The organism is Klebsiella scottii (genome assembly GCF_036561945.1).
Classification (GTDB): domain Bacteria; phylum Pseudomonadota; class Gammaproteobacteria; order Enterobacterales; family Enterobacteriaceae; genus Klebsiella; species Klebsiella scottii.
In genome coordinates this window covers 2031307-2045519 of sequence record NZ_JARXNI010000020.1, presented here as the reverse complement: position 1 = coordinate 2045519, position 14213 = coordinate 2031307, and the positions used below count along the sequence as shown (strand labels likewise).

Sequence of the window (14213 nt, the reverse complement as noted above, 5' to 3'; positions counted from 1 at the left end):
TCAGAGCGTCCCGCCTTCGGAGTAAATAAGCGCTTTCGCCGCGCTCCAGGCCGTCATTCCCGGGGGGATCTCCCGACACTCTGACGACTCTGCCTGCTGGGCGGCGATTGCGCCATCGATAAGAATGAGCATCATCATCGCCACCCGTTCCGCCGGTTCCGGTTTTAATATCAGCACGAGAATATCGCGGAAAAATTGGTAAAGGCGCGATTTAAACTGCGAACATTTCTCCCGGATTGCCGGGGATGAGGTGCCATATTCGAAGAGCGCGCGGGTAAACATACAGCCATGGAAATCCTCACAGGTGAACCAGTTGTTATAGTACTCAAAAACGGCAAACAGCTTCTCCCGCGGGGAGGATTTATCCGCAGTAATGCTCTGCAGAGCCTGCATAAACTCGTACTCTTTCAGCTGTAAAATGGCAAGGATGAGCGCTTCTTTATCCGGATAGTAGCGATAGAACGTCATTTTGGAGATGCCCGCGCACTCCGAAATACGATCGATGCTTGGCGACTGATATCCCTCCCTGTTAAACAGAGACATGGACTGGCGGATGATTTCCGCTTGTTTTGGCTTCATGCTGGTTCCTGCCGGGTTATTTAACGTCATCTCTGTTCTCTTGTTCCGCGTCATTCACCTTGCGGTATCTTTAGCCGGTTGCGCAAAATTATTCAGGGTGTCACGAAGCGCTTCAAGCTCGGCTTCCGACAGCTGGCTGGCGGATTCTATGCTGCCACTGATGCACCAAAGTTTGTCCTGCAGGGCATTTCCTTCATCGGTCAGGGTGATGAGAACCCGCCTTTCATCCGTATTGTCACGGGTACGACATATGCGCCCTGCGCGCTCAAGACGCTTCAGTACCGGCGTGATGGTCCCGGTGTCCATGCCGAGATTATTACCGATTTCACCCACCGTGCGGGGAGTTATACGAAAGAGTTCAAGCATGACCAGATACTGGGGGAAGGTAAGCCCCAGCGGATCAAGGAAAGGCTTATGCAATCGGTTCATCCGGCTGGCCGCGCCATAAAGCGCGAATGAAAGCTGGGTTCCGATTTCCCGTCGAGTCTGCGTTTTCATGTTCGAGAAAGTTACCTTGCTGTTGATTATCTAGCGCAACAGATAAAATCGTAAAGTAATTTATCTGAGAGATAAAGAGCGACCTCCCGGTATTCTGGCACAAGAGACATCGGCGTTTGCCAGCTGATATCAGGCTAATGGCATCAACTTCGGCAATGACCGCCGCAGGACTTCCATATACAAGGTCACCGGGACCCCGATGGCGCGGAAATGACAAAAGCGATTCAGCGAGCCGTGGCAAGCTATGGCGGCGTGGCTAAAATAAAACCATTTCCCTGGTGGTTCATTTATATGCCCGCGCCTTTCAGGGCGACCTTGCGCGAAATTTTAGAGATGCGCTACCTGGGGCGTCAGCCGGTGCGCCTGCACATAAGTTTCTGGGCTCCGAGCCGCATACTCCTCTTGATGACGCTGTTCACATGACGCTACGAGGCCTGGGCTGGATTGCGGACAGACCCGCAGGAACGGGCGCATAAATCGTTCTTAAACTCTACGGGCTATATCTCAGCTAAAGGAATGATATGTAGCTGCATCCAGGATGAGGTATTCTTCGGCAGTCTGTCATCGGGCCGCTGTTGATAAACGTTATGCCGTCGGCAATCGGCCACTTCAGGAAAAGAGCGAACATGGTGATAATCCTCGGCGTCCCGCAGGAGAGCCCGCGCAACTCCGACGCAAAAAATTTACGGCGGGCTAAAGCCGGGCAAAACCCGGGAGCCGGTGATTTTCTGCGTATCGCGTCCTTATTCAAGCCAGGCGCCGGGAAGTTTGCTGAGCGCCATATGCGGTATAACAGGAAAACGCTATGACCCGAACGCAAAGGCTGCTTGAATTGCTCCAGATACTGCGCGAGCACCGGTATCCGGTAACAGCATTGACCCTTGCAGAAAAATTAGGAATAAGTGTGCGTACCGTGTACAGGGATATTCAAACGCTCCAGCAGCAGGGCGTGTGTATTGAGGGCAGTTCCGGCATTGGATATATTATTAAGTCTGACTATCATTTACCCCCGCTGACTTTTACCCCGCAGGAAATTAACGCCCTCACTCTCGGGCTAAACTGGGTATGTCATAACACCGATTCTGATTTTAAAAAGATCGCCAAAAGCACGCTGGCTAAAATACGCTCAGTTATGCCGGATAAATTAAAGGAGCACATCGAATATCAATCTTTTCTGACCGGGCCGGATGAAAAAGATGAGGCTTTTTTTGCTGAGCTACGTCATGCAATTAACTACAGAAATAAAATTGAAATAACCTATTGCGATAAAAACGATCGGCGATCTTCCCGGGTAATATGGCCGGTGGCGCTGGTCTATATGGAGGAGTGTTGGCTGCTGGCCGGATGGTGTGAGCTGCGAAGCGATTTCCGTCATTTCAGAACCGACAGGATCGTTCGGATCTCGATGCTTGCCGATAAATATAATGAAAGCAGGGTCCACCTGTTGCGAAAATGGAGGAAGCAAGAGGGCCTTAGCCTGGATGATGAGTACTGACAAAAGCTGTCACTGCCATTTTATATGCTGCTGTAGAGCAAAAACATCATGATTCTTTACAGGAGCGAGCATGAATTTTCAGGACAAAGTCGCGGTCATCACCGGAAGCACCGCCGGTATCGGGGAGGTGGTCGCAGAGCAGTTACATAAATCGGGCGCGAAGGTGATCGTGGTCTCCAGATCGCGCGAACAGGCGGAGCAAAAGGCTAAATCGTTGTCACCCGACGGGCGGACCGCCTTGGGCATCGCGTGCGATGTTTCGCAGCCGGCGCAGGTGGAGCGTATGATTGATGAAGCCGTGGGCCGTTTTGGCAGGCTTGATTATGCGGTTAATAATGCAGGTATAACCGGCGATCATAATAAAAATATTACGCAGCAGACCATCGAAAACTGGGAGAGGGTGATCGCGACCTCCTTGAGCAGCGTTTTTTACGGTATGAAATATGAAATTCCGCAGATAGTAAAATCCGGCGGCGGTGCGATCGTTAATTTATCCGCAGTCAATGGGCTGGTCGGTATTCCAGGGTTGGCACCTTATACCACGGCCAAACACGGCGTTATTGGCTTAACCCAAACGGCAGCGCTGGAGTTTGCGGAGCAGGGCCTCCGGGTAAATGCGGTGGCCCCTGGATACGTCAGCACGCCGCGTATTAATGAGCTCCCGGCATCTATTCAACGCGCGTTTGCAAATAGCCATCCTGTAAAGAGAATGGCTAAAATGCAGGAGGTGGCGGATTTTATACTGTTCTTGTTGTCAGAAAAGTCAGGGTTCTGTAACGGAGGCGTTTATCCCATTGATGGCGGCTACCTGGCGGAGTAAATCTCTTACCTGAAATGCGGGTAGCGTAAAAAAGGAGCAGGGCGATGATTTCAAAAGACAACGCCGGGCATTATGTCTGGGGTGATAATTGCGACGGTTGGTATCTGGTAAACCGCCAGGATATGCTGGTCATTCACGAAAAAATGCCGCCAGGCACATACGAAAAGCGACACTATCATTCCGTTTCCAGACAGTTTTTCTTCGTGCTTCAGGGCGTGCTGACAATGGAACTGGCAGGTAAGAGGCACGAGATCTGCGCTCAGCAGGGGTTAGAAATCCCTCCCGGTTCAGAGCATCAGGCCAGAAACGATAGCGTATTTCCCGTCGAATTTATCGTTATCTCTCATCCGACGACACGCGGAGATCGTACGGATCTTCCGCAATCCTGACGATTATTCCGGGACTCTGGATCTGTCGCCGGGCGCGGTGAACCAACGTCGTTAACCGCGCCCGTTCATGACACAAGACGGGCCGTCACCTCGGCTCAGGGTTGCCGGGAGCGAAAGGGTACGCAGCCGATGTTCTCAGCGTCCTGAGCAGCGACTCATACAGACTCCCGACCGCCAAAGAGTCTTTCGATGCCCGGCTTCGGTACAGGGCCACGGCCATCGGCTCCAGCGGCCCCAAAAGCTGCTCCCTTCCCAAAATTTGCAGGTGAGGCGGGGCGCTACACTGGGTAAGGACCGCGACCGCCAGACCGCTCTCCACCGCCGCAATCTGGCCTGAGAGGCTGGAGCTGTTGTACACCACTTTATACCGCCGGCCCTGTAGCGCTAACGCGTTGATAGCGCTGCGCTTTGCCATGCTTGTGCTTTCATATACCGCAACAGGTAGCGGGTCGCGCCTCCAGACCTCAAATTGCGCGGAACCCACCCACACCATCGGTTCATAAAATAATAAAGTCCCCTGGCTGGCATATTCCCGGGAGACCAGCGCAAGGTCTAAATCGCCGCTCTCCACGCGAGGAATAAGCGACGTCGATTGTTCGCAACTTAACTCGATCTCTATCGAGCCAAAGTTTGGCGCAAATCTCTTGAGGGCAGGCGTCAGGTATTTTGCAGCATAGTCATCCGGAACGCCCAGGCAAATGCGCCCCGTTAGTTCCTCGCCGTGAAATGCGGCCTGCGTCTCAGCGTGCAAATCGAGCATCCGCCGGGCATATCCCAGCAGTTTTTGTCCTTCAGGCGTGAGCTGGTTTTGCCGGGGGCCGCGCAGTAAAAGCTGGCAACCCAAAGCCGATTCAAGCTTTTTAAGCTGCATGCTGACCGCCGACTGGGAACGATGAACTTCAGGCGCCGCCGCAGAAAGCGACCCCGCATCCACGACTGCGACAAAGCATTTGAGCCAGTCCATCTGCAGATCCTGACAATGCACGCTGGTTCCTTGTATTCGATAATCAAATAGTATTATCAATTATTATGCGTTTTTGTTGAGTGCGCAATGCCGGCATAGTGACTCTCAGTTCAGGTTTACGCGACCGGAAGAATACGATGCCCGAGATGACAAAAAAGAACCCCGATTTATATCTGCTGAGCCGCTCATCAATTTGCTCTGGTTTTCGCCAGCTGGTGCCGATTTCATTATTTGTGGCTGTTTTTGGCGCCGCCTTTGGGCTCGCTGCGTCGCAGGTAGGGTTAAGCCATCTTACGGCGACCATGATGAGCCTGCTGGTTTTCGCAGGCTATGCTCAGTTCGCCACGCTCGGTCTGTGGGGCGAGCAGGTACCGTTATTCACCCTTATGGCGACCGTTTTTGCGATTAATGCCAGACATCTTTTAATGGGGGCCACGCTGTACCCCTGGTTACGTTATTTATCGCCGGCGAAGCGCTATGGGATCATGATGGTCGCATCCGATGCGAACTGGGCCATGTCCATTCAGGCATTTAGCAGGGGAAAGCCGGGGCTGGGTTTACTCTTTGGCGGCGGTCTGGCGCTGTGGTTTTTTTGGGTTATCGGCACGATGGCGGGGCTTTATTTCGCCAGCGCCATCCGCGATCCCAAAAGCTATGGTCTCGATATGGTGATGGGATGCTTTCTCCTCTCAATGGTGTTTGAGGGGGAAAGAAACCCGCGGACGTTCATTATCTGGGCGGTGGCGGCCGGCGCATCGCTGATGGCCTATAAATGGCTGCCAGCAAATAGCCACGTCATTGCCGGAGCCCTGGCCGGAGGGATCGTTGGGATCGTGCCGGGAGGTAAAAATAGTGAACATTGAGATGTCGGACGCAGGTGCCTTAATTATTATCATCGCGATGGCGCTGGTAACGCTCGCTACCCGCTGGGGCGGCGTATACGTGATGTCTTTTGTGCCGTTCAACAGCAAAATAAAAAACTTTATTCAGGCCATGTCCGGTTCCGTACTCGTGGCAATTCTCGCTCCCACAGCAGCAGCCGGTGACCGCGGCGCGCAGATGGCGTTGCTGACAACCGCCATCCTGATGCTGGTTCTTAAACGGCCCTTAATTGCTATCGCCTGTGGAATCTTTGCCGCAGCGTGGGTGAGGCATTGAAAATATGATGAACAGCGCTGGCATCGCCGCCATTATTTGAGCCGCTGGTCGTTGAAGCATGTCGCGAGCGGCAGAGTGCAGTTAAGATATTCTGCAATAATGGCGTTGTTGAGGATGACGATGGAATATCAGAAGGCGTTACAGAGATTGTTGTCAGAAGATCCCGGGAGGATGAAGGCTCTTTATGCCGTTCAAACCTTAAGGCTCAACGACGGCTGGATCGGCGCCGGATTTGTGCGGGATGCGGTCTGGGATCACCTGCATGGATATGGCCAACGGCCTGTCTGCGGAGACGTTGATGTTGTCTGGTTTGACGCAGCGCGCTGCACTCCTGATTACGATCGCCATCTGGAAGCAACGCTTAGCCAAATGACCTCAACGTTCGACTGGTCGGTGAAGAACCAGGCCAGAATGCATCACCATGGCGGCAATGCGCCGTATCACTCTACGGAGAATGCTATCCGCTACTGGCCTGAAACGGCCACGGCTGTCGCCGTCAGAACCGGCGATACGGGCCTTATTGAGATTATCGCCCCATATGGCCTCGCTGATTTGTTCGAGCTCCGTTTAAGGCCGACGCCTCAGTTTGCGGATGAAAAGTTGCTCGTATTTAAACAGCGGGCTGCCGCCAAAAGATGGTTGGAGCGTTATCCAATGCTGCAGCTTATGGTTCCCACATAGTCAGAACTTGTCGAACGGGTTTTTCATTCTTCAGCAACGCCTGCTGATAGCCGGTGGAGGACGCACTTTATCGGCGGTCACCGAAAGCTCTGCCCGTTACCGTTGTCTTCAGACGTTCAGACCGGGCTGTTCCCGGAAATACAGCATACCCGGACCGATCCCGTGAACACCTGGTACCGTCGGTGGGCCGATGAATTCGACGCGGTAGCGCCTGGACCTGTATTCTGGCGCGGGCAAACGCGGCTCTCATCGCTGGACGTCCCGGCGTGGCTTCACTACCGCCGGGAAGGGTTTACATGTACCAGCATGCAAAGTCTTTGAACTAAACGCTGGTGTTTAAACAAGGGTGTTCCCGGCCTTCAATATGGTGGTTTGTTAAGGTTTACCTTAGGGGTTGGCAACACCGTCGAAAGGGACGGTGCGTTTACCGGGGTGGAGTGCATCAGAAAAGATATCTAAGATGGCTGCCAAATCCGCGAGGATTCATTAACTTTTTATGGTAAGAACTCCATCCTGATATTTTTGAATTTCAGCCAGGTCTCTTCATCCGGCGGGGGCGGGAGCTGAGAGTTTAATACTACGGTTCGGACCATGTTACAAAGCTCAGGGTCACCTTTATTGATGGTTGCATCTTCAACACTGCCATCACGAAATAGTTTAATATTCAGGTCACATTCTTTCCCTTTGTATACTTCGTAGTTTTCTATTTTGCTACGAATGGCGGTTTGTATCTGTATAGAATAGCGATACGGTTTTGATCTGTTTGGTTGGCTGGCTAACCCATTGTTTATAGATAATAAATCATCCAGCTGTCCCTTTTCTATATCGGATTCCTTTGACACGGTTTCATGTGCGTTCTTCACCTCATTCTCTTTTGTGTGTGTGCATGAAGTAATAAATAAACAGGACAGTAATACAACTGAATATAAAGGGGCGCGTATCCGTCTCATTGTCAACTCCAGATATTTAATAGCTCATTTAGTAGATTCTGGTTTAACTTAGCATACATTAATTATGATAGAGAAACACTGTTGGCTGAGGCATTATCAAATCTGTCCGGGCAAATATGGATATTTTTAAAAAGAAATTCGCGAGGGATTTACTGATATACGCATTATGTGTTACCAGCCTTTGCGCGATTTTGGTATCCCCGGAATGGACGATGGCGCGCTGGTTCTCTCCTTAATCCCCCCCAAACAGGGAGGCGTATTTTTATGCCGGGCGTCATATAATAACTTCCGGTTATTATGATGTTATTTGCAGTAAATGGATTTTACGCTCTTGAATCAGCCCGCCCATATCTCTGCGGGTTTTTTTTCGTCCCGTTTAGCCCTGATCGACTATAGCGCTCGATCATCAGGCTGCTTAGCTTTCGGTCAGCTGCGCACCCGTAAGGCTTTGGCGAATCACGTGGTGGTTGGTGGTGGTTTCATCCTACGCCTGTCTTTCACCATGAATTTTCCCCGGCCACTTCACAGGCGCCATTAGGGGAGCGCCTGGAAAATATCTTACGTTAAGCCCGCTGCTCACGCTGGCATGACGGGCTGCTTTGAAGGAGAAGCTGGCTGAGTAATGTGCCAACGGCTCCTCAATTGCATCACTGAACAGCACCTGAGGATAAGGTGATTTTTAAGACAATCAATTAATCTAAAGATCCTTAATTACGATTACTGAGACTGACAGGTTATGACAATTCAAACTCCCCAGGCAGTAACGGAAGCTTTTTTTCATCGTATAGCCACGGCAGAAGATGTTCATGAAATAGCTGAACTGGTTAGTGAAAATGTAGACTGGCTGGTTGCGGGAAATACTCGTGTAGTTCCCTGGATTGGTCGCAAACACGGAAGAAAAGGTGCGGCAGAATTCTATGCGCAAATCAGGGCGCAGATTTCATCAGAACATTTTGAAATTAAAGATATACTTATCAAAGATAAGCGTGTCGTGGCTATCGGTGAGCTTGCATCACGCGTTAAAAAAACAGGTAAGTTGATTGAAACCGAATTTGTATTCGATATGTGCATTGAAGATGGTCTCATTACCCGTTTTCGCATGTTCGAGGACAGCCACGCAGTTTCTGAAGCATGCCTTTGATTTATAAATTAATTTACTCCCTCAGGACATTACATTCAAACGAGCGTACAGCGAACCGTTTAGTTATTGAGAGTTCGCTGTCCTGATACTGTATTCAATACTGACCTGCTCTTGTTCAATGATACATAGCAACGTCTGCGCCTGGCGCAAAGGGCACGGGCCGAGGCGTAAGACGCGTGCTATGGGTAAGAAACCGACGTTGTGCTTACGGTGTCAGGCAGGTGAGGGGGTTTTAATTTTTAGGTGTCGATACAACACCAGAACCACTAAATAGCATTCGAACGCCAAGTGCCACCATGACAACACCTGTAAATCGCTCCTGCCATTTAATAAATGCAGGATGTTTACCTAACCAGTTTCCGAACGTTCCTGACGCCATTGCGACAGAACCCAGAGATATAATCCCGGCCAGCTTTTGTATACCGCCTAAAACAAGCAGCTGTAGCCAGACAGGTCCGGCGGCGGGGTCGACGAACTGGGGCAGAAAAGCAAACATGAATAGAAGAGATTTTGGATTAGTCAGGCTGTTCAGCGCGCCCTCTTTGACCGCATTCCAGTCAGAAATTCTGACTGTTTTCCGCAGTCGGGTATCTGTGCCTGATGTCGCGATCATCTTAAATCCCAACCAGATCAGGTAAGCGGCACCTACCCACCTCAGCAGATCCAGCGCAACCGGCCAGGCGTGAACAACGGTTACAAGCCCCAGAACCAGAAAAGATACCTGCACAGATCCTGCAACGAAAACATTCCCCATGACTGTAAGCAAAGCAATACGCCTTCCCTGACCAACTCCCCTCGCGATGGTCAGCATCATGTCTGGGCCCGGAGAGATCTCCAGAAGTGTAAGAGCTAACAGGAAAGTCATAAACGTTTCGATGGAAGGCATGTTGATTGCGTCCGGTAAAAATATTCCTGTACGTTACCTCACTCCGATCGGAGCCGAAAGCGGAACATATCGCGACGTCCTCTTCAGGCACAATGCCGCCCCCTAAGCGGAAATCTACAGCTCGCTCACAAGCTATACATAAAACGCCCTGCATTTAAGATACCACCCAAAACAGTAATGATAACTATTTACATCGTTGTGGTATGTTAAATGCGCTTATAACAAGACATATTTCTCATGGCAGAAGGTAAGACTCAGCGCATGGGGTATAACCGGTGGCTGCGTTGAGATGCAGCATCAATACAATTTATGGAGATAAGATGAGAAGAATTTCAGTGCGTTCAGTGCTGTTGGCCTCCGCTATTGCGATGTCAACCGCCACAGCGGCATACGCCGATAGCCAATGGGCAACTGCTACCACGACGTTCCCTGGCAGTATCCGTGCCGGGTCACGGGACGTTCCCGTTAAGCCCGGAGATAAAACTGTCATAGCGATTAAGAGCCTGCAGGCGGGCACGACCGTCACCATGCTGAATGGCACTGAAGTCCTGACACCGAAACCATTGACCGCTGACGAAAAGGGAAACCTTACTATTCCGCTAACCGTTCCGGCCGATGCCGCTACAGGCCTTCATCCACTCACTGTTATCACGCAAAATCCCGCGAGCGTTTCGCAGGTCATGTTGAAATTGTCCCAAATTGTTCCCCCGAAAAACACCGAGGCTTTCAGGCTGCAAACAATTCCCGTGGGTGAGCGGGCTTACCAGTCGGCAGTTTCGGCCGACGGGAAGCTGTTCGTGACCTCTGCACGCGGCCCGAAGGATGGTAGCCGCCTGATGAGGCTGAACGCTGGAACGCTGGCTGTCGAAGCGGAGGCTACTCTGCCTAAAGACAAAAAGGGTGAGCAAATTGGTGTCTTCGGCGTCGGTGTTGATAATGTCCATAATCATGTCTGGACGACGAACACGCTTGCCGAGACGGTGACCGTCTATGATGCAAAAACGCTTTCCGTCGTGAAAGTCTTTCCGGAAGGGTCGGTCACACATCCACGCGATGTGGTTATTGATGAAGCCCGCAATCGGGCTTATGTCAGCGCAGCGCTGACCGGTTTTATCGAGGTATATGATACCAAAACGCTGGAACATATCGGTCAGATGGAGTTCGTGACGAACCGCGGCCGCGACCAGTTTTACAGTACAGATCTTGCCCTCGACAGTACCGGTGGGAAACTCTATGGCGTCAGCCGCGATACGCCCTGGGTGGGCTGGATTGATCTCAAAACGGGCAAGAGTACGACGGTGAAAATACCTCAGGCGCAAGGTGCAACCGACATCGCTCGCGATCCGGAGACCGGCCGTCTTTACGTCGCTTCCCAGGAGACAAACAATGTCGTGGTTCTTGATGCGGACGGCAAGGTTCTCGCTGATACTTACATTGGCGCCGGGGGAGTCTCTGTTGCCTGGGATCCCGTGACGTCGCAGGTTTTCGCCGCCACGCGTGCAGGCGGAACCGTTGCTGTTCTGGACAAGGACGGTAAACTGGTCGCTAATATCCCGATGGATGATACGCCAAACCACCTGACCGCCGGGCCTGATGGTGCCGTTTATCTGGTGTCTATGTATGGTACTACCGGGGATAAAGCTCAAACAGGCTCAGTGACGAAAATCACCCCCATAAAATAACGGCTTTAATCCGCTATGTTATTCGCGGGCAGGTCAGCCTGGCATTATTACTAGCTCTCAGCAGCATATGGGATGGGGGTGTGTTCCCGGCATAACTGGCCGGTATTCACATCCTCTTCCCCGAGCCAGGCTGACGTCCATCGTTCTCCATAAACACAAATTTTTAACAATACGCCGTGTGTAATGTCTGCTGCACGAAGCCGCCGCGTGCAACTCTCTAAGAGGCTGCTTTGAGCAAGCAGCAGACATTATTCATGTGCGCCTTTGATTAAGCTGTTAATGGAAATCAGGGAACTTTTCGAACCAACTACCGCCCTCGCCAGATACTTAAACCATCGATGATTTATACTTCTTATCTATACTTCAGCTTAAAAAATCAATGACAGACCTCAGATGATAGCTGATAATTATTAGTTGTTATGTAACATCAGCGTGAAAAATGGCAATGAATCACTATAATAAAGGTGGGAGTCTTAAAAAATCAGGAGTTATGCCTAGATGAAGTTTTATGGAATAAATTATCTACAAATGCAGTCTAATATAAATGATTATTTAAAATATATTATTATATTTAGCACTTTGTTTATCCTCATTGTCGTTTTTAGCCTGTATATGCGTCATCGCCTGCAGACTAAATATCGGGACTTAACGATTATCGCCTTCTTATTTTTACTCTTCATTTCGGGTGTTCAGTATGCAGATTATACAGATAGCCAAAATGTACACTCACAATCATCGCAAATGGTTAATTTTGTGAGGTTGTTATCAAAAGAAAAAGATGTGAGTGTAAACTCGATCTTTCCCAGTTCAGTACAATTATCGGATGGCGTCATTGTTAAAATTAATGATTCCTATTACCGTATTAACTTAAGTGTGGATCAAAAGACTTACAGGTTAGTAGAAGTCTCGTTAATAAATCCCGAAATAGAAATTATAAGAAATTGAGGAATAAAATGATTGTTTACACACCTATCATTATAAAGTTGGGGTTGGGAATACTGTGTTTGATTGTTCAAATAAATCTCATGGGAAAAGGGAATCTGGCCCCCTCATCCGCAATGGATCAGGTTCAAAACTATGTATTAGGCGGGATCATCGGTGGCGTAATTTACAATGAATCGATAACCGTACTACAATTTATACTAGTGTTAATTATCTGGACCTTGCTTGTTTTTGTTCTTAAGTTTTTAAAAGAGAATAATCGCTTCGTTAAACGAATTATTGATGGCAAGCCTATTACCTTGGTACATAATGGCAGCGTTAATGTTAAAGAGTGTTTAAGAAATGGTGTTTCCGCAAATGATTTGATGTTTAAATTAAGAGCAAATGGCATATATGAAGTGGAGCAACTAAAACGCGTGGTTCTCGAACAGAATGGGCAGTTGACTATTATCCAAAGTGGCGATGAAAATATACGTTACCCAATTATAGTAGATGGGTTAGCTAACCATGATCTGCTTGAGATTATTAACAAAGACAGTGATTGGTTAGAAGGTGAAATTGCGGAGCAAGGCTTCAATAAAATCAGTGAAGTATATTTAGGTGAATATTTGTCAGGCAGGATTAATTTATACGGATATGAAAAATGATATCCAAAGTTAACTCTGCCTTACTACCCTTATGCTATTGATAACATTGTTTTTTTGAAGTGTTTGATTATCAGGGGCAGTGATTCCACGTCTGACTCTGTCTAAGGATACTGACATTAACGTCCGCTTCAGGTATGGAGCGGACAGGCCCGAGGCCATATGACGACGGCTATGAGCGAGGAGCGGAAATTACGTCTGTGAGGGGCCGGTCAATGCCGCCGAAGAGGGTATGGCTCGTTTACACCTTGTATCTTTTTTCTTTCATGTGCCTGCATGTTATGGCGCGCAGGATAAATAACGGTAGGGCTAATATTTAACGGCGTATGTTAACGTTGATGATGCTCATCTATTTAAATGGAATCGCCAAAATGCAGAGTTTAGTCAGGGCCAGAAATTATAACTTTTCGGTTTGCATCAGTAAAATATCCCTCTGGGTTATTCTATATATGCCAGTAATGTTCATGGAATTGTCTGGCGGATTCCTTTTCGTCAAGGTATTCAAACCCGAGCAGGCGAATTTTTTCATGGTTGTAAAACCATTCGTTCCCGTGCCGTTCAATGATCTCCCCTGGCGTGAAGCACTGTCCTGATGCTACCCGCACAATCGCATATTTATCATTGCTAAATCTGACTCTGTGAATGCAGAAAGGTTGATTTATTTCGCCGGAAAGACGGCAGCCAATGATATCTCCTTCAATAAGAACAACTTTACTGGTTTTCATAAGCATAACCTTCATTACAGGAGTAAAACAGGTAGGTCGCCATTTTCCCATTTGTGTATCTTTAAAATGCGAGACCGCCGATCAGCCTCCAATACACCAGCATTCTGACGGTCTGAATAATAGCCCGCAGGCGGGGCACTCCAGAACCGCATTTTTCCGTAATTTACCTGCTTTCTGATCGGCCCGGTGGGCACATACCGGGCAAGCCACGTGAACGGGTCTCTCTTTAAAATGCCTGAGTCCATTTGTATAAGACATAAATTGATACTCTATGGAATGTAATATTCATTATACGCCTTTAAACAAGATTATTTAGATAATGTTATGTGGATTTATTACTAAATCAGCAAGTCAGACCCGCAGACCACCTGGGTGATTTGTGATATAATACCCTTCCGTGAGAAATTTATAATGAAATCAGAAGACATCCTCGACTGGTACCCGGCGCAATTGCCGCCAGTGAAAATTATCCTTGGTGAAGCCGTGCTGGCCGTCGGCAAACAGGGCCGCCCCATTAACACCCGGACGTTGCTTGAGTACCTGCAGGTGATGCAGGACAAACAAAAAAGAAGGGATGACAAAACCGCGATGAAGACCGCAATTGATGTTCTCCGGGACAATCAGCGCACTAACGGCAGACGTTAATGCGCACGCTAAGC

At 49.2% G+C, this 14213-nt stretch carries 18 protein-coding genes and 1 pseudogene; 12 read left to right on the top strand and 7 right to left on the bottom strand.

The features are described from left to right. Positions 1–579: a TetR/AcrR family transcriptional regulator gene (locus tag QFI97_RS17250; RefSeq protein WP_095096782.1), complete on the bottom strand. Its 579-nt coding sequence runs from the start codon at positions 577–579 to the stop codon at positions 1–3. Positions 580–633: 54 nt separating this feature from the next. Further along, on the bottom strand, positions 634–1077 hold the full coding sequence (locus QFI97_RS17245) for a MarR family winged helix-turn-helix transcriptional regulator (RefSeq protein WP_346431668.1): 444 nt from the start codon (positions 1075–1077) through the stop codon (positions 634–636). Between the two features lie 171 nt (positions 1078–1248). Here QFI97_RS17245 and QFI97_RS17240 point away from each other — a divergent pair. From QFI97_RS17240 to QFI97_RS17225, 4 genes and pseudogenes are all read left to right on the top strand, one after another. Beyond that, positions 1249–1553: pseudogene (locus QFI97_RS17240) on the top strand (NAD-dependent epimerase); the annotation flags it as partial. A gap of 329 nt (positions 1554–1882) precedes the next feature. Beyond that, complete coding sequence (locus QFI97_RS17235) at positions 1883–2572, top strand: helix-turn-helix transcriptional regulator (RefSeq protein ID WP_095096787.1); 690 nt, start codon at positions 1883–1885, stop codon at positions 2570–2572. 70 nt (positions 2573–2642) lie between these two features. Further along, positions 2643–3392, top strand: a complete 750-nt coding sequence (locus tag QFI97_RS17230; RefSeq protein ID WP_346431667.1) for an SDR family NAD(P)-dependent oxidoreductase — start codon at positions 2643–2645, stop codon at positions 3390–3392. Positions 3393–3436: 44 nt separating this feature from the next. Then, entirely contained in the window at positions 3437–3781 is a 345-nt protein-coding gene (locus QFI97_RS17225) for a cupin domain-containing protein (RefSeq protein WP_095096793.1), read from the top strand. 85 nt (positions 3782–3866) lie between these two features. On the opposite strand, the gene QFI97_RS17220 is transcribed toward QFI97_RS17225, so the two are convergent. Further along, positions 3867–4745, bottom strand: coding sequence for a LysR family transcriptional regulator (locus QFI97_RS17220; protein ID WP_346431666.1), 879 nt, complete (start codon positions 4743–4745; stop codon positions 3867–3869). Between the two features lie 137 nt (positions 4746–4882). Between QFI97_RS17220 and QFI97_RS17215 the strand changes: the two genes are divergently transcribed. The 3 genes from QFI97_RS17215 to QFI97_RS17205 all read left to right on the top strand — a co-directional run bounded on the left by QFI97_RS17215 (position 4883) and on the right by QFI97_RS17205 (position 6584). Continuing rightward, a complete protein-coding gene (locus QFI97_RS17215) occupies positions 4883–5608 on the top strand; it encodes an AzlC family ABC transporter permease (RefSeq protein WP_346431665.1) in 726 nt (241 codons plus the stop codon). After that, positions 5598–5903, top strand: a complete 306-nt coding sequence (locus QFI97_RS17210; protein WP_095096799.1) for an AzlD family protein — start codon at positions 5598–5600, stop codon at positions 5901–5903. Before QFI97_RS17215 ends, QFI97_RS17210 begins: the two co-directional genes overlap by 11 nt. Positions 5904–6023: 120 nt before the next feature. Further along, complete coding sequence (locus tag QFI97_RS17205) at positions 6024–6584, top strand: nucleotidyltransferase family protein (protein ID WP_346431664.1); 561 nt, start codon at positions 6024–6026, stop codon at positions 6582–6584. Between the two features lie 494 nt (positions 6585–7078). On the opposite strand, the gene QFI97_RS17195 is transcribed toward QFI97_RS17205, so the two are convergent. Beyond that, positions 7079–7447 carry a cell envelope integrity TolA C-terminal domain-containing protein gene (locus QFI97_RS17195; protein WP_157349084.1) on the bottom strand — a complete coding sequence of 123 codons (369 nt, stop codon included), beginning with the start codon at positions 7445–7447 and terminating at the stop codon, positions 7079–7081. A gap of 823 nt (positions 7448–8270) precedes the next feature. Between QFI97_RS17195 and QFI97_RS17190 the strand changes: the two genes are divergently transcribed. Further along, complete coding sequence (locus QFI97_RS17190) at positions 8271–8675, top strand: nuclear transport factor 2 family protein (protein ID WP_095096805.1); 405 nt, start codon at positions 8271–8273, stop codon at positions 8673–8675. Between the two features lie 232 nt (positions 8676–8907). Here the strand turns inward: QFI97_RS17190 and QFI97_RS17185 are convergent, their stop codons facing one another. Then, complete coding sequence (locus tag QFI97_RS17185; RefSeq protein ID WP_331835444.1) at positions 8908–9561, bottom strand: LysE family translocator; 654 nt, start codon at positions 9559–9561, stop codon at positions 8908–8910. 320 nt (positions 9562–9881) lie between these two features. On the opposite strand from QFI97_RS17185, the gene QFI97_RS17180 reads away from it, so the two are divergent. The 3 genes from QFI97_RS17180 to QFI97_RS17170 all read left to right on the top strand — a co-directional run bounded on the left by QFI97_RS17180 (position 9882) and on the right by QFI97_RS17170 (position 12832). After that, complete coding sequence (locus QFI97_RS17180; protein WP_095096810.1) at positions 9882–11243, top strand: YncE family protein; 1362 nt, start codon at positions 9882–9884, stop codon at positions 11241–11243. A gap of 498 nt (positions 11244–11741) precedes the next feature. Further along, a complete protein-coding gene (locus QFI97_RS17175) occupies positions 11742–12188 on the top strand; it encodes a DUF3290 domain-containing protein (protein ID WP_095096813.1) in 447 nt (148 codons plus the stop codon). A gap of 8 nt (positions 12189–12196) precedes the next feature. After that, positions 12197–12832: a DUF421 domain-containing protein gene (locus QFI97_RS17170; RefSeq protein WP_346431663.1), complete on the top strand. Its 636-nt coding sequence runs from the start codon at positions 12197–12199 to the stop codon at positions 12830–12832. A gap of 440 nt (positions 12833–13272) precedes the next feature. Here the strand turns inward: QFI97_RS17170 and QFI97_RS17165 are convergent, their stop codons facing one another. Further along, positions 13273–13554 (bottom strand): hypothetical protein, encoded by a 282-nt coding sequence (locus QFI97_RS17165; RefSeq protein ID WP_346431662.1) that lies wholly within the window; start codon positions 13552–13554, stop codon positions 13273–13275. An 81-nt stretch (positions 13555–13635) separates the two neighbouring features. Next, the gene (locus QFI97_RS23475; protein ID WP_218029264.1) at positions 13636–13812 is read right to left on the bottom strand and encodes a YnfU family zinc-binding protein; all 177 of its coding nucleotides are present in this window, start codon (positions 13810–13812) and stop codon (positions 13636–13638) included. Positions 13813–13965: 153 nt separating this feature from the next. On the opposite strand from QFI97_RS23475, the gene QFI97_RS17160 reads away from it, so the two are divergent. After that, complete coding sequence (locus tag QFI97_RS17160) at positions 13966–14199, top strand: YnaE/YdfK family cold shock protein (RefSeq protein ID WP_095096819.1); 234 nt, start codon at positions 13966–13968, stop codon at positions 14197–14199. Positions 14200–14213 lie beyond the last annotated feature (14 nt).